Source organism: Pseudoalteromonas sp. N1230-9 (assembly GCF_032716425.1).
Lineage (GTDB): Bacteria > Pseudomonadota > Gammaproteobacteria > Enterobacterales > Alteromonadaceae > Pseudoalteromonas.
In genome coordinates this window covers 706623-725672 of the sequence record NZ_CP090420.1, presented here as the reverse complement: position 1 = coordinate 725672, position 19050 = coordinate 706623, and the positions used below count along the sequence as shown (strand labels likewise).

The 19050-nt window shown below is 42.7% G+C and carries 14 protein-coding genes; 4 read left to right on the top strand and 10 right to left on the bottom strand.

The window, feature by feature from the left end; translation table 11 throughout:
* The first annotated feature begins 82 nt into the window (after positions 1 to 82).
* Positions 83 to 1771, top strand: a complete 1689-nt coding sequence (locus LY624_RS20555) for a methyl-accepting chemotaxis protein (protein ID WP_341804542.1) — start codon at positions 83 to 85, stop codon at positions 1769 to 1771.
* A gap of 107 nt (positions 1772 to 1878) precedes the next feature.
* Positions 1879 to 2877 (top strand): DUF4382 domain-containing protein, encoded by a 999-nt coding sequence (locus tag LY624_RS20550; RefSeq protein WP_341804541.1) that lies wholly within the window; start codon positions 1879 to 1881, stop codon positions 2875 to 2877.
* A 35-nt stretch (positions 2878 to 2912) separates the two neighbouring features.
* On the opposite strand, the gene LY624_RS20545 is transcribed toward LY624_RS20550, so the two are convergent.
* The 8 genes from LY624_RS20545 to LY624_RS20510 all read right to left on the bottom strand — a co-directional run bounded on the left by LY624_RS20545 (position 2913) and on the right by LY624_RS20510 (position 12346).
* Entirely contained in the window at positions 2913 to 3524 is a 612-nt protein-coding gene (locus tag LY624_RS20545) for a MarC family protein (protein WP_062567683.1), read from the bottom strand.
* A gap of 60 nt (positions 3525 to 3584) precedes the next feature.
* The gene (locus tag LY624_RS20540) at positions 3585 to 5903 is read right to left on the bottom strand and encodes a family 20 glycosylhydrolase (protein WP_341804540.1); all 2319 of its coding nucleotides are present in this window, start codon (positions 5901 to 5903) and stop codon (positions 3585 to 3587) included.
* A gap of 3 nt (positions 5904 to 5906) precedes the next feature.
* Entirely contained in the window at positions 5907 to 6827 is a 921-nt protein-coding gene (locus LY624_RS20535) for a sugar kinase (protein ID WP_341804539.1), read from the bottom strand.
* Entirely contained in the window at positions 6820 to 8268 is a 1449-nt protein-coding gene (locus LY624_RS20530; RefSeq protein WP_341804538.1) for a sodium:solute symporter family protein, read from the bottom strand. The genes LY624_RS20535 and LY624_RS20530 overlap by 8 nt, the downstream gene beginning before the upstream one ends.
* Positions 8269 to 8390: 122 nt before the next feature.
* Entirely contained in the window at positions 8391 to 8774 is a 384-nt protein-coding gene (locus LY624_RS20525; RefSeq protein WP_062567687.1) for a RidA family protein, read from the bottom strand.
* Between the two features lies 1 nt (position 8775).
* Complete coding sequence (locus LY624_RS20520) at positions 8776 to 10233, bottom strand: N-acyl-D-amino-acid deacylase family protein (RefSeq protein WP_341804537.1); 1458 nt, start codon at positions 10231 to 10233, stop codon at positions 8776 to 8778.
* 2 nt (positions 10234 to 10235) lie between these two features.
* A complete protein-coding gene (locus tag LY624_RS20515) occupies positions 10236 to 11087 on the bottom strand; it encodes a MurR/RpiR family transcriptional regulator (RefSeq protein WP_341804536.1) in 852 nt (283 codons plus the stop codon).
* 11 nt (positions 11088 to 11098) lie between these two features.
* Positions 11099 to 12346 carry an amino acid deaminase gene (locus LY624_RS20510; protein ID WP_130151836.1) on the bottom strand — a complete coding sequence of 416 codons (1248 nt, stop codon included), beginning with the start codon at positions 12344 to 12346 and terminating at the stop codon, positions 11099 to 11101.
* A gap of 200 nt (positions 12347 to 12546) precedes the next feature.
* Here LY624_RS20510 and LY624_RS20505 point away from each other — a divergent pair, with 200 nt between their 5' ends.
* Both LY624_RS20505 and LY624_RS20500 read left to right on the top strand, forming a co-directional pair.
* Positions 12547 to 15486: a TonB-dependent receptor gene (locus LY624_RS20505; protein ID WP_341804535.1), complete on the top strand. Its 2940-nt coding sequence runs from the start codon at positions 12547 to 12549 to the stop codon at positions 15484 to 15486.
* A gap of 195 nt (positions 15487 to 15681) precedes the next feature.
* Positions 15682 to 17274, top strand: coding sequence for a carboxylesterase/lipase family protein (locus tag LY624_RS20500; protein ID WP_341804534.1), 1593 nt, complete (start codon positions 15682 to 15684; stop codon positions 17272 to 17274).
* 34 nt (positions 17275 to 17308) lie between these two features.
* Here LY624_RS20500 and LY624_RS20495 read toward each other — a convergent pair whose 3' ends face one another.
* Entirely contained in the window at positions 17309 to 18028 is a 720-nt protein-coding gene (locus LY624_RS20495) for an SIR2 family NAD-dependent protein deacylase (protein WP_237119191.1), read from the bottom strand.
* A complete protein-coding gene (locus tag LY624_RS20490) occupies positions 18025 to 19047 on the bottom strand; it encodes a Kelch repeat-containing protein (protein ID WP_130151840.1) in 1023 nt (340 codons plus the stop codon). Before LY624_RS20490 ends, LY624_RS20495 begins: the two co-directional genes overlap by 4 nt.
* Positions 19048 to 19050: the final 3 nt, after the last annotated feature.

Sequence of the window (19050 nt, the reverse complement as noted above, 5' to 3'; positions counted from 1 at the left end):
AGGTGAATATAGCCATAAAGTCGACTTATAAAATTCTATAAACCCACTACACTAGTAGTAAGAATTCTATAAGGAGAAATTAATGGCGCTATCAATTCAGCAAAGGGTACTGCTTCTTGCCCTTCTTCCACCTTTACTCATTGCTATTATGCTCACTATTTATAACTATGTGCAGTCAAAGAATAGTGGTGCTCAAACAGTGGAAAGCTTTGCTTCACAAATGAAAAATGATCGCAAAGCAGAAGTGAGTAATTACCAAAAAATTGCCATGAGCTCTATCTCTCACTTAGTAGCGCAGGATAACGGTACAAATACTCAACAATTACAAGCTCAGGCTAAAGATATTCTTAGAAACTTACGCTTCGATGATGCCGGCGATACCGGCTATGTGTTTGTTTATGACCTACAAGGTGTCAGTGTTGCCCATGGTGTAAATGCATCATTAGAAGGTAAAAATCTCTACGATTTTAAAGATCCCAATGGGGTTTATTTAATTCGAGAGCTCATTTCATCAGCGAAAGACGGGGGTGGCTTCGTCGAGTATGCATGGAAAAATACCCAAGGTGTTATTAGTCCTAAACTTGGCTACGCCGCACTTATCCCTAAATGGAATTGGGTGTTAGGTACCGGATTTTGGATAAGCGGCCTTGAGCAACAAGTTGCCAGCACAGAAACAAGAGTTAATGACGCGATTGATAATGCATTTGTAAACACCATTATTGCCTCGGTGCTTGCTGTTGCTGTAACAGCCGCGATTGCCGTTGTGGTATCTCGCAGTATCACAAGTCCGCTACATACAACTGTGCTTGCCATGAATGACATTTCTCAGGGGGATGGTGACCTCACTCGACGACTCATGGAAAAAAGAACTGATGAGCTTGGCCAGCTTGGTAGTTCATTCAATCGCTTTGCTGATGATGTCGGCAAAATGGTCATCGATATTCGCCAATCATCACAATCGATGAATCACGCCTCACTCAAGCTCAATGAGCTACTTGCTAATATGCACACAGGTATTAATCGTCAACATGAAGAAAGTGAGCAAGTTGCAACCGCTATCAACGAAATGTCGGCAGCGTCAATGGAAGTTGCACGTAGCGCTCAAGAAGCATCAACTGCGGCTGAACATGCTGATCACTTGGTAAAACAAGCTAATAATCAGCTTCTTATTGCTATAAAAGTGATCAACGGACTTGCTAAACAAGTCGACGAAGGGGCGAATGCGGTTGACCAGCTCAATCAACAATCAAGTCAAATAGGCAGTGTGCTTGATGTGATCAGAAATATTGCTGAGCAAACAAATCTATTAGCACTCAATGCAGCAATTGAATCAGCACGCGCAGGCGAAGCTGGTCGTGGCTTTGCAGTAGTAGCTGATGAAGTTCGCACGCTTGCAAAACGCACCCAAGACAGTACCCATGAAATTGAAAGCATGATTGAACAAGTTCAGCAAGGTACAACAACGGTTACAAGTATAATGCAGGCAATAAAGAGTGGTAGCGCAACCAGTGTTTCTGAAGCAAGTGAAGTAGAAAAAGCTTTAAATGAAGTGTTGCACTCGGTTAACACGATTACATCGCAAAATGCACAGATAGCCACCGCAGCTGAAGAGCAAACATCGGTCTCTGAAGCGATAAACCAAAACATGACAACTATTGTTGAAATTGCAAATAAGACGGCCAGTGATACTGATGTAGCAACCTCTTATATGCACGAGCTTACTGATACAGCCACTCAATTGGAGCAGAACGTTAGCCGTTATAAGGCTTAGGTTAGGTCACACTTTTCAGCTGAAAAGTAATTTTTCTTAAGTTCAAGTTGCATTAAGTTTAATTCATTACACTTAATGCAACATTTAGAACACAAAAGGGATCAATCATGAACTTCAAAACAACTTTATTAAGCAGCGCTATTTTATTTGCACTTGTAGGTTGTGGCTCAGATAACGACGATAACGACACGCCAGATCCAACACCTCAAACAGCTCAGTTCACACTAGGTGTATCGGATGCGCCTGTAACAGGTTTAAAAGCGGTTAACGTTGTCTTTGATTCAATCACACTGAGAAGCCAAGGCGGTGAAGATTTTACATTTGAGACTCGTGAAGAGAGTGATGACACACTACCAGAGATGGTTAACTTACTCGATTACACTGGCGATGATGTTTTCTCACTACTTGATGATGAAGAAGTACCCGCTGGCGACTATCAATGGATCCGTGCTGATGTAATCAATGGTGACAGCAATAACCTAACGATGACTTCACATGTTGTATATGAAGATGACAGCATTGCCCCACTGGTTGTAAAGCGCAAAGGCAACGATGGTGTAGGCGAAATCCAGCTAGATGGTTTTACACTTAACCAAGCTGGTAACGATTTTGTAATGGAATTTGATCTTAAAAAGTCATTGGTTGATCCACAAAATAGTGACGAGATTTTCTTAAAACCTCGTGGTGTACGCCTAGAAAACCTTGCTGAGTCTGAAGATATTGAAGGTACAGTAAGCGACGTATTAATCGCTAACTGCGAAACAGATAACATCGATATCGCTCTTGAAGATGGCTCGTTTGGTCATGCTGTTTACCTATACAGCAGCGACGTAGAAGTACCAATGGATAACTACGAAGAAAATGAAGATGAGACCCCTGCTGATGCCCCGCTTGCAACAGCTGATGTCGTATTCGATAGTGATGACAATCAATTTGAGTTTGAGCTTGCATTCGTACAACCTGGTGATTATCAATTAGCATACACATGTGCAGCACATATTGATGATGCAGAAGCGCAAGACGAGGCTTTCACTCTTTATCAGGTTAAACCTATAACAGTCACTTCTGGCGACGATTTAGAAGTTTCATTCACTGTATCTGAATAATATTACAGCTTGCAAATTAAGCCCGCTATGCGGGCTTAATTACTTGCAATCCACTTCGCTACTCCCAATGCTTCCATAACAAATTCAACAGACAAAGCGGCCAAAATCAACCCCATAATACGTGTTAAGATTGACGCACCGCCAGTGCCTATTAATTTTAAAATGCGACCACTGAGTAATAACAATACAAGCGTTATTAACAACACCCCTAACATATTTAGCGCCGTTATAACTTGCTCTTTTATGGTGTATATATGGTTATCCGTTATTAAGATAACTGCCAATATTGCTCCTGGTGAAGCCGTTGCAGGAATAGCTAAAGGAAAAACGGAAATATCATGTTGCGGTTCAATATCGCCCTGTGAAGAATCATCAGCAAATATCATTTGCAGGCCAAATAAAAATAAAATGATGCCACCTGCAACCTGAAATGATAACAAGCTAATGCCCATTGCACTCAATAGTAATTGGCCAATAACAATGGCTCCTATAAGCACAATGGCAGCATACCCCACCGTTTTAAAGGCTGTTTTACGCCGCTTTTTAGCAGGTAATTTAGCCGTTAGAGCAGCAAACAGTGCCATCGTGCCTATTGGGTCAATTGTGGCCCAAATAACTAAAAAATCATGCAATACTTTATCTAACATACACACCTTAACATTTAAAAGCTGTGCCCTTAGATTAGCAATAAAGCATGGGAATAAATATCAAAAGTGACTCTTTTTCATACTTTCGCAATGCTTGCTTGCTTCTTTGTAATGATTCAATGAGGCGATAACATGAGCAATAGTGCCATTATTATTCGCAATAGGTTGAACATCACTCGTGTTAAAAGATACCTCTATTTGCTTGTAAGCCTGTTGCCACTCAGGAATTGATTCAATAACCTTTTGCTGGTCGATTATAAATTCTCTCCAACGGCTGACTTGTGACTGCAACGTTTCTTTTAACTCTGTAGCGCATTGCTGTCGAAAGTCTTCAACTTGATAATTAAACGCACGTAGCTGCAAACTTTCAACAGGGAGTACATCTACAAGCTTATCAAGTGGCGCATCATGGTGATATTCATTTCTCAAATAGGCTAAATGGTGCAAAGTATAATAATGTGCAGGCTCAATAAACGTACTAAATGTTAGTAGTGTATTGATATTAGCCTGATTGGCATTATCAGCTAACACGTTTTCAAGACGAGAAATAAATTGCGCCTTATGTTTACTACCATGTTGTATAGCAAATTCATCCATAATCGCTAAACGGCGATACATATCTCGCTCATCGGTCATACTCTTGGGTGACCAAAAACGCTCAGCAATAGCATAAACGCGTGGCCAAAGGCGTGTATCTATGGTATCTGTCGTGACTAGCTCCGCCCATATTGTTGCCTCACCGCCCAATACCTCGCCAGACTTTTTAACCTGCAATGTATCGTGTAATGTTTGATTAAGCACTTGAATGCTGGGTTTCTCATCAGGTGTAGTCTGTAAGTCATACGGGGTATTGCCAACAAATGCTGGTAAGTTACTCACTTTGTTAGTCGCAACAACCAGCATCGTAGGCCCCATCCATGTATCAATTAATACTTCGAACCCTGCCGCTCGTTGTTTCACATTTTTTGTTATAAACGCCCCTTTGCCTGTTATAGTAACTAAAGCGGCAAGCTCTGAATCGGCAGTTGTAAATACACTTATGTCGCCGGTAACAGCACTGCCCTTAAGGCGTGTTAGAGTGAACTGTGCGCGGCTTAAAATGTTGCTTGCGGTTAACGGGTCACGCTTTACAGGTTCAGGGTGATTACGATAATGGTAATTTGTCCATTGTGGCTGATCGATGTAAAAACCACTGGATAATAAACCATCAAAGCCCGCCTTTTGAATGGCAGCAAGAGAATGATGACCACGCCAAGACTGCACTAATGTTTGCTTAGGTAGTGTTGGATGTAGTACTTCATCCCAACCAATCATTTTGCGATTATATTTAGCTAAGATTTTAGCAACACGTTGATTAAAATAAGCATGTAATGCGTGACTATCTGGTAAGTCGTGCTCAGCCATAAACGCTTGTATTTTTTTATTTTCTTGCCAGTCACGCGCATCCACTTCGTCACCACCGATGTGTAAATAAGCGTCGGGAAATAACTCCGTTAGCTCTTTTATCACGTCCTCTACAAATGTATACACTTTTGGATTACTAGGGTCTAATAAGGGTCTAAATACCCCCCAGTGGCGCTCTATCGACGTAGGAGTTGTGCCACTGCCGAGCTCAGGGTAAGCAAGCACAATACTGCTCGCATGCCCTGGCACATCAAACTCCGGCACCACTCGAATACCTAACTGTGCGGCATAGCTAACCACGTCTTTAATCTGCTGCTGTGTGTAATAAAGCCCATCCGAAGCGTGTTGATGTAACTTAGGGTAACTTTTAAGCGCTATACGCCAGCCCTGATCATCTGTGAGGTGCCAATGAAATACATTCATTTTTGCTAAAGCAAGCCCTCTAAGGGTACGCTTTACATCTGCAATTGGTAAAAAGTGTCTAACGCTATCAAATAGTAGTCCTCGCCACGGGTATGCTGGCGTATCATCAATTTTGATCGCACTCAGTAAGTAAGGCTGCTTTGTTGAAAACACTAACTGCGACAAAGTACTAAATCCTCGGAGCATACCAAACTGAGTCGCGCTCTTGAGTAAAATACCTTGCGAACTAATACTCAACTGGTAGCTTTCATCCACTCCTAAAGTAGGGACTGCGGGTAACCAGTTATCAACGTCGATAACCAGCTGTGCTTTATTTTCTTCTGCCCAATTGACCTTGGCAAACTGCTGAAAAAACGCAGAGTGCTCAAATAACCCTTCACTAGGGTCTCGGTATTTCTCGGCTAAATAGACAGTTAAGTTTTTTTGATCTAATTGAAACTTGCCTTCATGTTCTGTGATACTTGCAGGCATCGGCATTAAAGGTAATGATTTAGCATGCGCAACACTTAGTACCCAAAGGCTACAAAATACAACGCGTAAAATAAATAACATGGTTTAACCCTCACTATGCTCTAATTGAATGCTGGTTGCGACTATCGCCCCTTTAGCAACAATAACTTGACTCGCCAATTGCTGAGCAATATCTACGGCGTATGTAATGGATCCAGTGTGTAAAAATGCAGCTAAAAAGCCAGCACTAAAAGCATCTCCAGCTGATGTTGTATCTATAACCAGTGTTACAGGCGTCACTGGAAAGCGCTGCAATGTTCCATGCTCAAGCACCAGTGTATCTGCCAGCCCTTGCTTTATTACAACAAGGTCAGATGAATATTGTTGATAAAACGCGACTAACTGCTGCTCTGTGCATTCACCAAACACCCCATAATGATCATCATCGGTAACAAACAAATAATCAGCAAGCTGGAATGCTTTTTTAAAGTAACCCACAGCATCGTCTGATCGCCAAAGTACAGAACGATAATTACTATCGAAAATCACTTTGCCGCCTGCCGTTTTAAAGGTATGCAATGCATCTAACAATAACTGTCGGCTAGGTGTATCTAAAATAGCTAGACTAATCGCTGAAAAATAACAATGGCTTATATGTCCTTCGCGCAAGGCATTAACGAACCTGTGTTGTGTATCTAAATAAAAATACCGCTTGGCAGCGCTGTCATCACGTTCGTAACTAAAATAACGCTCTCCTTTTGTATCGGTTGTTATACCGTAGCTACCAAGGGTTTTATTCGCTGCTATTTGCAAGTAGTCAAGCGATAAGCCCTGCTCCTGCCAAAGGCAACGTGCAACGTCACTTACTTCATCACTGCCCAGCGCCGTTACAAAATTTACCTTCGTATTTTTTAATTGTAAGCGCTTAAAATACACCGCAGTGTTATAAACATCGCCACCAAATCGAATGCGGTTATCACCGCCAAGCTCTTGCATTGCTTCGCCAAAGAAGGCCACATTAATCATGATGCATCGCCTCTCTTTGCTTATTTAAAATTGCTAATGCTTGTTCGCTACTGCAGCGTTGTTTTGGGGTGAGTAAGGTAACAATAATACAAAGTAGCATTGATGCAGAGGTTGCTGGAATGATGGGGTTACTCCAATAGGCTTGCCAATGTGGCGTTAAAATTACCGCCATTGACACAATAAATGACACTAATAATGCCGTCATCGCGCCCTGCCAATTAAATCGGGGCCAAAAATGCCCAAGCAGCACACAAACACACAACCCCGACATCAATGTCGCAATCATATTGGTGATGTAACCAATAACATCGTTAGTAAGTAACGCCAAAAGTAACGCCGTGCCAATTGTTAGCACTAAACCTATGCGTGATAGCAAAACGACCTCACTGGCATGTGGCATCCGTTTAAATACCAGCATATAGATATCACGAATCAATACGCTTACCGCCGCAATGGCATCGGAACTGGCACTTGAAATAGTGGCTGAGAGCCCAGCAATTATTACCAACGCCGCCAAGCCAAAAGGAAGAAGCTCAAAGGCCATATAAGGAAATGAAAAGGCACTGTTTTCAAGGGTTGGGTTGAGTTTGTATGCAGCCATACCTATTATGGCAGGTACAATTGCAAACAGCAGATATAAAGCGCCAGATAAATAAAATGACTGACGAATACTGCTAACATGCTTGCCAGAATATATTCGTTGGCGAAATGAAGGTGCAACAAGTACGCCAACCAAGACTGCAAAAAACAACGAAATACCATGTACAACACCTATTTTATCGAGTGATAAAAAGCTTTGATTCAGTACAGGTTGTGCTTCGTTGATCACCATCAAACCATCCGCTTGATAGAGCGCAACACCCGCCATCAAGAAAAACCCAATAAACAATACTAGAGCTTGAATAGAGTCTGTCCACACAACGGCAACATAGCCACCTATTACCACATAAATACTAAAACCAAGAGCAATGAACAATTTAGCACTCAGTGGTGATAACCCCGTTAACCAAGCCAAATACATTCCGCCACCTAGAATATGGGCGCCAAGCCAGCCAATACTGGCTACAAAAATGAATATAGCGATAGTATTCTTAACAAGCGGATCAGCCCCTACATAAAAAGAAACCTCTTCGCTCATAGTCATAAATTCATGCTTTCTGACAGGTGCAAATAGCTTTGCTAGCAGCAATATGCCGCATGCTCCACCAAGCCCATAAATCATCCCCGCCCAGCCATTGTTATAAGCAAAGCCAACTGCCCCCATTGAGGAGCCCGTACCAACCATAGTCGCAACGGTTGTACCCAAGGTTAAAATAAAAGGAAGGTTTCGTCCGCCTAGTAAAAAGTCATCACCGGTTTTGCTATTCCGACTTACCCACCAGCCAAACCAGATCATAAAAATCAGGTAGCCTAAAAAGGCCATTAGTAATTGCCACTTCATACAACATCCTGCTTCACCTCAGCCAAATTATTATCATTGCTTTATGCTTATTACACGGCTTTGGTGCTTATAATTATTTTTATGTATGAGTTCAACAGCCTAGGCTGTCGAACTTTTTTAATTTATGGGGCTTTATAACACGTCACATCGACTTCAACTTTGCAGTCAACAACAAGGTCTGCAACGGCACAAATTCGAGCAGGCGGGTGCTCACCAAAAAACTCTTTGAACACCTTATTAAATGATTGAAAGTAACGCGCATCCGTTAAAATCACTTTGACATGCGCAACATGTTCAAGGCCATAACCCGCTTCATCCATAATATCGATGCAGTTTTGAATAGCTAAACGAGACTGATCGATAATGCCACCTTCAACCACTTCACCGTCTTTCATTGGCGTTTGCCCAGACACCATCAACCAGCCGCCAGCTTCAATGGCTCGTGCAAAAGGTAAATGCTGCCCACCGGTGCCTGTACCGCCTTCTGTTCCTATACGTTTAATCATATTACTCTCCAGTTGAAGTTAAAAACTTGCCCGAATATGCAGGCACTACTTGGTCATCAATAAAGGTTGGTTGACCATTGGTCCACACTCTGTGAATACCTGATGCTGGTAATTCAGAGTCAATAAATGTGGCGTTATCGCAAATGGCATCGCTGTCAAAAAGCACCAAATCAGCAAACTTTCCTACGCTAATCTCACCACGGTCAGTTAAACCGTAATTACGAGCGCTGAGTCCTGTCATCTTATGTATTGCTGTTGTGAGTGAGAAAATGCCCTCATCACGTGCGTACTTACCTAATACACGAGGAAACGATCCCCACAAACGAGGATGCGGATGAGGATCACACGGCAGACCATCGGAGCCAATCATGGTTTTTTCAAAGGCTAGAATCATTGCCACATCTTGCTCATCAAGCCCATGATAAACAGCACCAGCCGGTTGCAGCTTCTTAGCACTTTCAAGTAACGACAACTGCCATGTATCTGCAATATCTTGCAGCGAACGCTCCGCCATTTCGGGATGAGGATCTGACCACGTTATAAAAATTTCGAAGTCGCTGGTCACTTGTTTTAAGTCCAAAGTGCTTGAACTGGCTGCATAAGGATAAGCATCGCAACTGCAACGAGAATGCGAACCTTGTCTTGAAAACCGATTAATCAGCTCTGGCGCACGTCCCCAGTTATTTTTACCAGCGCATTTCAAATGTGAAATAATAACTTTTATATCAAAAGCTTGCTCCATCGCAAACGCTTCATCCATCGCCTCGATGACAGCGTCAAACTCAGTACGCAAATGAGTTGTATAGATAGCGTCATGGGCTTTTAAAACAGGGCCAAAGGCTTGAACTTCATCACTGGGGGCCTGATTCGCATTTTTATAAGCAAGCCCCGTACTCAAGCCAATCGCGCCAGCTGCAAGAGCAGCATCAAGCTCTTTACACATATGCTTAATCTCTGCGTCATTTGCACCTCGCAAAAGATCATCCATGACATTATTACGCAATGTGGTATGGCCCACTAAAGCCGCTACATTCACATTTGCAGGTCTTGCTTGCAAAGCGTGAATATACTCAGCCATGGTGGCAAATTTAAATTCACTGAGTGCCCCCAATAAATTCATCGGATCTGGGGCTGCTTCACTTACCACAGCAGGGGCTGCACTGATCCCACAATTTCCAGTAATGACCGTTGTGACACCTTGGCTGATCTTCGCTGCCATATTAGGATTACGCAGTACTTCCAAGTCATCATGGGTATGTACATCAATAAAACCAGGCGCTAAACATAACCCTTTTGCATCTATAACTTGTTTAGCAGGCAATTCGTTGAGCTTACCAATTGCCATAATGCGATCATCGCTTATCGCTACATCAGTGACTGAGGCTTCATTACCTTGGCCATCAAATACCTTCGCCCCTAGAATCAATGTATCCACAGGCTGTGAGTCTTTGCTGTGCATTATTAATCTCCTAATGGGGCGCGATCAGGTCCTTGGCGATATTCATCTAACTCGTGTTTAATCCGACGTAGTTTTTCGCGTGATTTTTTCTGCGTTAAAATTGCCACTTCACTTGCTAGCACATCGACTGCGGCTAACATGGCATAACGCGCTGTACTTGGTGTGAAAATATAGTCAGATTCATTTGTTTTTATTGGTAAATGAATAGTGGCAGTGTTAGCAAGTTCACTCTCTGGGCAAATCGCAATCACTTTTGCCCCATAATCTTTCGCGATATTCGCTGCATCAATTAAGTCTTTGGTATAGCCTGTTAGTGATAAAACCACCACAACATCACTCACATCGACACTTGCTGCAGTCATGCGCATCATTACAGGGTCACTGTAAGCATTGCTTAAAATATCAAGTCTGAATAATCGGTTGTGGCACTCTTGCGCAACCACTGAGCTTCCTCCACCCACACCAAAAATTAAACTATGGCGACTATTTGCAATGTAATGAGCAGCTTGCTCTACATCAGTTTGATTAATTAGCCCTGCATTGACATCCAAAATGTCATGAATGGCCTGATAAATTGCCGGTATATCTTCACGCTGAGTGTTATTTTCAGTGATAAAACGCTCACCAACCGCTAAAGATTGCGCTAACTGCAACTTCATATCACGGACATTATTACAACCGAGCGCTTTCGCTAGCCGTGTAATTGATGCATGACTCACGTTTGCTTTGTCAGCCAAATCACTAATGCTTGCCGAGGCTGCAAATTGCAAATCAGCTAAAATTAACTGAGCAACAGCTTGTTCTGATTGGCGTAGATGACCCAAGCGCTCTTTTATTCTTGAAACTATATCCAAACGTCTTTCTCCTAAAAATAAGTCTCGACGACATCAACCACATTGTAGTTATCATCTATTACGTTGATGTAGCGCCACTTATCGAATGTTAAGCACGGATGAGAGGTAGCAAAGGCTACCATGTCACCAACCCGAAGTGTGGTATCATTTGGTACTTTCATCATGGCATGCTGGTCCATCATTTTTTCTATTTTCCAATTGCTATTTGCCGCGCTTATCTGCCCTTGCTGATCAACATGTAGTGTTGGGATTGGAAACCCTGCATCAAACGCTGCATCTCGTTTACCAAAGCCGATTATAGCCCTTCCCGCCTCTGGCATTGACTGCACATATGCCCAAATTTCTAAGCAAGATGTCAGCTCACTTCCTAAAGAGCATGCCAATTCATTGCGCGCTAAAATTTGCTGTTGGGCTTGCTCATAAATTCCCTGATCGTGAGTGACGTAACAACCAGGTCGCAACACGGCTATCATATTCTCGGTTAAATTATCAGGATGAAATGCCTCACACACTAAATCGTAGTATGCCGACCCACCAGCGGTGATCATCACTTGCTTAGTATCAAACGCATTATCGGCAATAAGCTGTTTGCAGGTCGCAACCGCATACTCAAGAAATTGACTCACGGCAAGGGGATCGCCCAGCACACCTTCATAAACCTCTATACCCGCTAGAGCTAATGAATCGAATTTTGCTATTTCTGCGATCAACTCTGCCAATAACTGACTGTTAACCACACCACAGCGGCCATCAGCAACACCAAGCTCAATCAGTACATGAATAGTGTGCTGAGTATTAGCAAAATACTCACCAAGCATACGTACGTTATCAAGGTTATCGACCAAGCAATAAAATACAATTTCATTGCTACTGAGTAAGTCATCAAGCTGTTGATAGTTTGCCCGACCAACCAATTGATTAGCCATCAAAACTCGCTCAGCGCCACTCGTTACTGCTGCCACAGCTTGAGCTGTGGTTGCCACAGTAATTGCATATGCTCCAGCCGCTAATTGTTTTTTAAAGATGGCAGGTGTCATGGTTGTTTTACCATGCGGAGCAAATAACACATGGCTTTGGTTGGTAAAGTCAGCCATCCAGCTAATGTTATTCAATAGGCGTGATTCATACAGACACAAACATGGCAAACTGACATCTTGCTGTGCAATGTTCCACCCTGATTTGTGAAGCTGCTGAACATTACCGAGTCCTTTATTGGCTCGGCTTACGGTTTCCAAGTTTGCAACGCTTAATTTTTTCATTCAAAAACTCTTTATATAAATCAGCTGGTTAATTACTTTTCATTAAAAACCATACAAAAAATGTGACTTATTTAATGTAATGGGTATTGCAATTCTGTTAAATCTAATGTTAATTAATAACACATTGATAGTCAATACATGTTACAAATTAACAGAAGATAATAATTAACTTTAAAAATACAGGATGAGGAACGTTTAAAATGAAAACTAAAACCCGTCACCAACATACACTCTCGCCAAGCATAACGGCTAAGGCTGTGGCAGCGGTCATTTGTGGGCTAAGTGGCCTAAATACAGTAGCCGCGCAGCAAAGTGATTTGACAAACGATGAAATAGAAACCATCGAGGTACGTGGTATTGCAGCCAGTAACAAGCAAGATATTAATAACAAACGCTTTAGTACTGGTGTGATGGATTCAATCACCGCAGAAGATATTGGTAAATTACCCGATGTGACCATTGCAGATACTCTACAACGTATACCCGGTATTCAAATTCGTCGCTCAGCAGGCGAAGGCTCAACGATTAATGTTCGTGGTATGCCGCAAGTGACAACGCTGTTAAATGGCGAACAATTTTTAAGTGCAGGCTCAATTACAACACTTCAACCTGACTTCACTGACGTACCTGCTGCGCTTTTATCGGGTATTGATGTACTCAAGTCTCCCCAAGCCGATATTCTCGCAGGTGGTATTTCAGGCACGTTAGATCTAAAAACTCGCCGCCCATTCGACTTAGAACAAGGCACGACTTTTTCATTTACAGGCGAAGCGACACGCGGCAGCTTATCAGAAGAAACCGATCCTAAATTAGTGGCATTTGCGGGCTATAACAATGACAAATTTGGTATTATTTTCACTGCCGCTTATGATGAAAGTACACTTGCTAACTACCGTAATGGCACGATTTTAACCTCCAACGAGATTCAAAATGAAACTTCTCGAGATTTCAATGGTGATGGAGACTTAAACGACAGTTACTACAGTCAACGTTTTTATGGCGTAATGCATCGTGAAACTGAGCGAGATCGCCTCGGCTTAAACACCACTGTGCAATATCAGTTGTCTGATTCACTGACTTTTACCGGTGATATATTCTATACCGACATGGATGATGCGGATCGCAAACAAGGGATGATGGTCGATAATGCGCGCGGCGAGATTTGGGCTTATTCAGATAACTTTATACCACGCCTCGACAACGACCGTGGTGGACAAATTTACACTGTTAACGACGCCACATTAGAAGCACGACGTGTCAGTGCTTACTCAGAAAGCTTAACCAATGATCGTGAATCAACTAACGCAAGCTTACTCTTTGAATACCAAGGAGATGGCCCTCTTTCAGGTGAGTTCAGATACATACATGGTAGTGCCGAGCGCGGTCATACCGAAAATGTAGCGCATGGTTATTTAACCTCTGGCGCACAACATGGCTTACTTAGAAACGACGGCACAGGCGCAACACCGGTTAACCCAAATGGTGTTGGCCCAGATCCTGTCATGGTTGATTTCTCTCGTACTGGCGAGTACATCACCCTAGGTTTTGAGGAAGGCTTTGGCAGCGATATCAATCAATATAACCTAGTATCAACTTACTCAGAAAATAACTTCGAAGAAGAAGCAACGCTTGATGTTGCTAGACTTGATGGCCGTTATGAGTTTTCAACAGACCACCTCACTAACGTCGATTTTGGATTACGGACATCAAAACGCGATGTAGAGCGCGAAACGTATATTTTAGTGGCACCATTTACATCTGGTGATATTACCGCTGATGTCATGTGGAAAGACTCTGGGGCCTCTTTAGGCGATACCAATGGCGATGGTGAAAACAGCGTTGCGGGTGGTGATTTAACTATTGGTCATCCCAACTATTTTAGTGATTTACCAGACGGCTGGGTAAACCAAATAAATGACTTTGGACCAGGTGGTGTAGGACAAGGGTTTTATCTTATCGATCCGAAAGTAATGGATGACCCTATGGCATTTCAAAATGCTATTTACCCAGGCAATAAACGACTGGCTAACCCATCACGCACTTACAAAGTAAAAGAGCAAACCCAATCAGCTTACTTTAAATTTAATTTTGCAGGTGAGTTGGCTGATATGAGTTACACCGCAAATATTGGTGCGCAATACATCAAAACAGAACTCGACATGTTACAAAACCAACTCGGTTCAGCACGTCCATGTTCATTATGTACCGCGAGTGAAAAAACAGGTGAAAAATGGTTAAGTCGTGATTATTCAGACTTCTTACCATCAATGAACTTTAATTTAAACCTCACTGAAGATTTCATTCTACGTGCTGGTTACGGCAAAACAATGACAACGCTAGACATTGGTAAACTTGCAGGCGGCATCAGTGTTGGTCGTACTCGTGCAGGTGATATCCTCGCAGCTGAACTTGGTGTGAGCCCAGATCTACTCGTTGCGGTACAAGGCACGCAAAATGGTAATCCAGACTTAGAGCCTTGGCGTGCAACTAACTATAACTTATCTGCCGAGTGGTATTTTAATGAAAGTGGCTTATTAAGTATTTCTGCTTTCTTAATGGATATAGAATCATTTGTCGAAAGTGGCACTGTAATGCTGGGTCTGCCAGACATTGACGGCGTAATTCGTCGCGAAGTACCTGTAACGACCGAAATTAATGGTGAAGGTGGTGAAATCAAAGGCTTTGAGGTTACCTATCAACAAGCATTCGACTTCTTGCCAGAACCTTTTGATGGTTTAGGTACATCTCTAAACTTTACCTATGCCCCGAGTGACAGCGCTAACGTCGATGTTTACGGTAAAAGTCTACCAATCCAAGACAACTCTGAAAAATCAGCTAATGCTGTTTTATGGTATGAAAAAGGGCCATTACAACTTCGCTTAGCTGCGAACTATCGTAGTGACCGTCTCGATAGCTTAAGCTCCGCTATGGGCGAAGGCGTGGTGCCGTTTTGGACTAAAAGTACACTGTATTATGACATGTATGCTGGTTATGAATTTGCAGAAGACACGAGCATTTATACGTCGATCAGCAATTTAACCGAAGAAAAAGAAGATATATACGCCCAGTGGTCAGACAATGTGATCACTCAAAATATCTTTGAGCGTCGTATTACATTAGGTATTCGTACACGCTTTTAAGCGTTAGCTAAATTTGGCTCACTTCTGCCCAAGTGATAAAAGACTAACTTAGTCTTTTTAATGAACAACGCACCGCGTAGTTTAGCCAAATACTAAACCAGTACAGACTCCCCTTGGTGCTGTACTGGTTTTCTCGTTGTTACTGTATGAATATGTTAATATTATAAGCCTAACCAGTTCTACCTAGGCTATGTGATGACATCTCGTTTTTTTAACTCTATTCTGTGTGCTTCTGTTTTACTAAGCTCAGCTATTTTTTTACAAGGCTGCCAAGAGCAACCAAAAAGTAACAATATCAAAGTCAATGGTGGATTAATCCAAGGACAGCAACAAGGTCGCGTAATAACTTATAAAGGCATTCCTTACGCCGCTCCCCCTGTAGGTGATTTACGCTGGCGAGCACCGCAACCTGTGCCCAAGTGGCAAGATGTAAAAGTACTTAACGATTACGCCCCTGACTGTATGCAAAAGCCATTTACAGGCGATGCTGCGCCGCTTACAACAACCCCTTCGGAAGACTGCCTTTATTTAAATGTATTTAAACCCACGAAACACAGCGATACTCCCTACCCTGTTGTGGTTTGGATACACGGTGGTGGCTTTGTAAATGGTGGCGCATCTCCCGCTGTTTACTCGGGTGAAAGCTTTGCTAAACAAGGCGTTATTTTTGTTAGCTTTAATTACCGATTAGGCCGATTTGGCTTTTTTGCACACCCTGCTCTTACTCGTTTTGAGAATGATGCACTAGGCAACTACGCATTAATGGATCAAATTGCTGCCCTTGAGTGGGTGAAACAAAATATCGCTCAATTTGGTGGTGATGCTTCTAAAGTGACACTCATGGGTGAATCGGCTGGTGGCGCATCGGTGCATGCGATGATGCAAACCCCTGCTGCTAATGGCTTATTCCAACAAGCGATTATTATGTCGGCAGGCGGACGAGAGCTATTTAAGCAATTGCCACTTAAAAGTGATGACGACACTGTATTAAGCGCCGAAAAAATTGGCGAAAACTTTGCCAAGCAACACACCATTTTAGGCAGTGATGAAAATGCCCTTGCTGCACTACGTGAATTATCTGCCGAAGACGTGGTTGATAACCTCAACCTGAGCACATTAAACCGACAAAATGATGATGAGCCTACCTACGTTGGCGGGCCAATTATAGATGGCACAATCATCAATTCGGCCACTGAAGCGCGCTTAAGTAAAGGCACATTTAGCCATGTTGCGACCATGGTTGGCACAACAGACATGGATTTAGGCTTTGCTAATTTTGCTTCAAAAGAGGCGCTATTCGCAAGTTTTGCTCCGCACAGTACACAAGCAAAAATGACTTACGATGCAGATGACCAAATGCCATTGCCTTTACTCAATTACCAAGTTGGTCAAGATACTTTAATGCAAGAACCAGCAAGGTTCGTTGCAAAACGTGTGACAGATATGGGTAAAGATGCCTTTTTGTATCGTTTTGGTTATGTGGCGCAAACCTTAGATAAACCTGGTGCAGAACACGCCAGCGAAATTCCGTACTTTTTTAATACTGTGGCAGCGAAATATGGGCATGTCACCACAGAGCAAGATAAGCAAGCCGCTAAAATAATGCACCGTTATGTGACTAACTTTATTAAATTAGGCACACCAAATGGCCCAGGGTTACCGACTTGGCAAGCATATAAAACTGATGAATCTTTTATACTGCAAATGAGCAAATCAGGGACTGCAGAGTTTTTACCCGACCCCTTACAAGCACGGTTAAACATCACAGCAACAAAAGCTGAAAATTAATTAAATAAGGCGCTTAATATAAGCGCCTTATTTTTTACCCTTGCTGCTGAACATACTCAAGCGCAGTCATCTTGTGGTAGGTTACATTAGAATGAAATACATGAGTAGGATCGGGGTCAACCACTTCTATTGGTGTGCCTCGACTACGTGCAATGTCGAGTGCCATTTGCGTAATATTGACGCTAAACGAGGTGCCGATAAAGACGATTTTATCAGCATCGAGCATACGCTGTTGCGCCTCTGAAATACGATAAAGCTCAGTGTAGTATTCGTCAAATAACAACACGTAAGGCTTAAACGATTCGTTAATCATCGGGCTTTCATTATTAATATTGAACACCTCAAGCAAGGAGTTGTGGAGATTGTCTTCATTAACTTTATCCCACGGCGCGTTAAAAGCCATCACATCGTCACCTTGATGATGAAACAGTGTCATTTGATCTAAGCGACCATGAATAGCAATAAAATCAGTATTACCTGCTTTGCCATCAAGACCATCGATATTTTGCGTAATGAGATTTTTATCACTCAACCAATGATGTACCTCATTAGGGCCGTGATGGCGATAGGTTGCAAAACGATGATAATACCAAGCTAAAAATTCGCGAGGGTTGTTTTCGTACATAGCACGGGTTGCCATTTCCATTGGCGTATAATTTTTGCTACCAATGGTCCAAAAGCCATCTTCACCACGAAAGGTCGGTATACCGCTAGCGGCACTCACACCCGCACCAGTAATATAGAGTGTATTCATAGAGATAACTTTACCTTGTAACCAAGTGCATCGGCTGTCACTTGTTGATTATTGTCCATACCACCAAGACGATACAAGCTTCCTTGGTGCTCTAATAAACCTCGATGATCCATGCTCGCAGTATCGGCTTTTGGCATCACTTGCCACGTGTTTTTATTAACATCAAAGCGCCAAACATGATCACTCGCTGGCGCGGGTTTACCATCGTATCCCATACCATTGTAGTTATATGGGTTATCAGAGCCGCCCATCATATAAATATCGCCATTGAAACTGGTTGCTGCCATACGGTAATGGGCAACACCTGTTGGATGTGGCACGGTACGCCAATCTATTTTTAATGGGTTATTAGCATCAATTGTGCCTTTTAAACACTGTGCAACCGCAGCAAATGAACGACGCTTATCTGCATTCGCCTGTGTTTTAACGCCATCACACACTAAAATAGTGTTGCCACTAATTGCCGCCGCTTGACCAAACACCGGTTGGCCTAAAAAGGGCGAAGCCTGTTGCCAAGTATCTGTTTGCGTATCATAAACTTGAACAAGGTTAACATTGCCATCGTTATGCCAACCACTGACTAAGTAGATATAACGCTGCTTATATGAAAGCGCCACACTGTCATCCACCGGCACTGGCATATTGGCAAGCTGCGTATATGAATCAGAGCGCACATCATAGCGATATACATCAGGTGTAGAGATTTCTTGATGGTCGGCACTAACGGTATAGCCACCAAATACATAAGCATGTTGACCAACACCCACTGCGGTACTCGCTAGGCGACCAGTAAGAGGCAATGTACTTGGCACCGCTTTAGCTGCTTGCCACGCATTATCGCCCACTTTAAGGACCCACACTTTATTGTGAACATCGGTATGTGCTTTGCCTGAGCTCAGGCCCATAAAGCTTAAAAAGTAGGCGTGTTCATCAATAACAACTTTGGCAACAGCGTTGTTAGCAACGGGCTCAGGTAAGGCAGGTATGGTTGCAAGTGCAACAGAAAATAACAGGCTCATAAA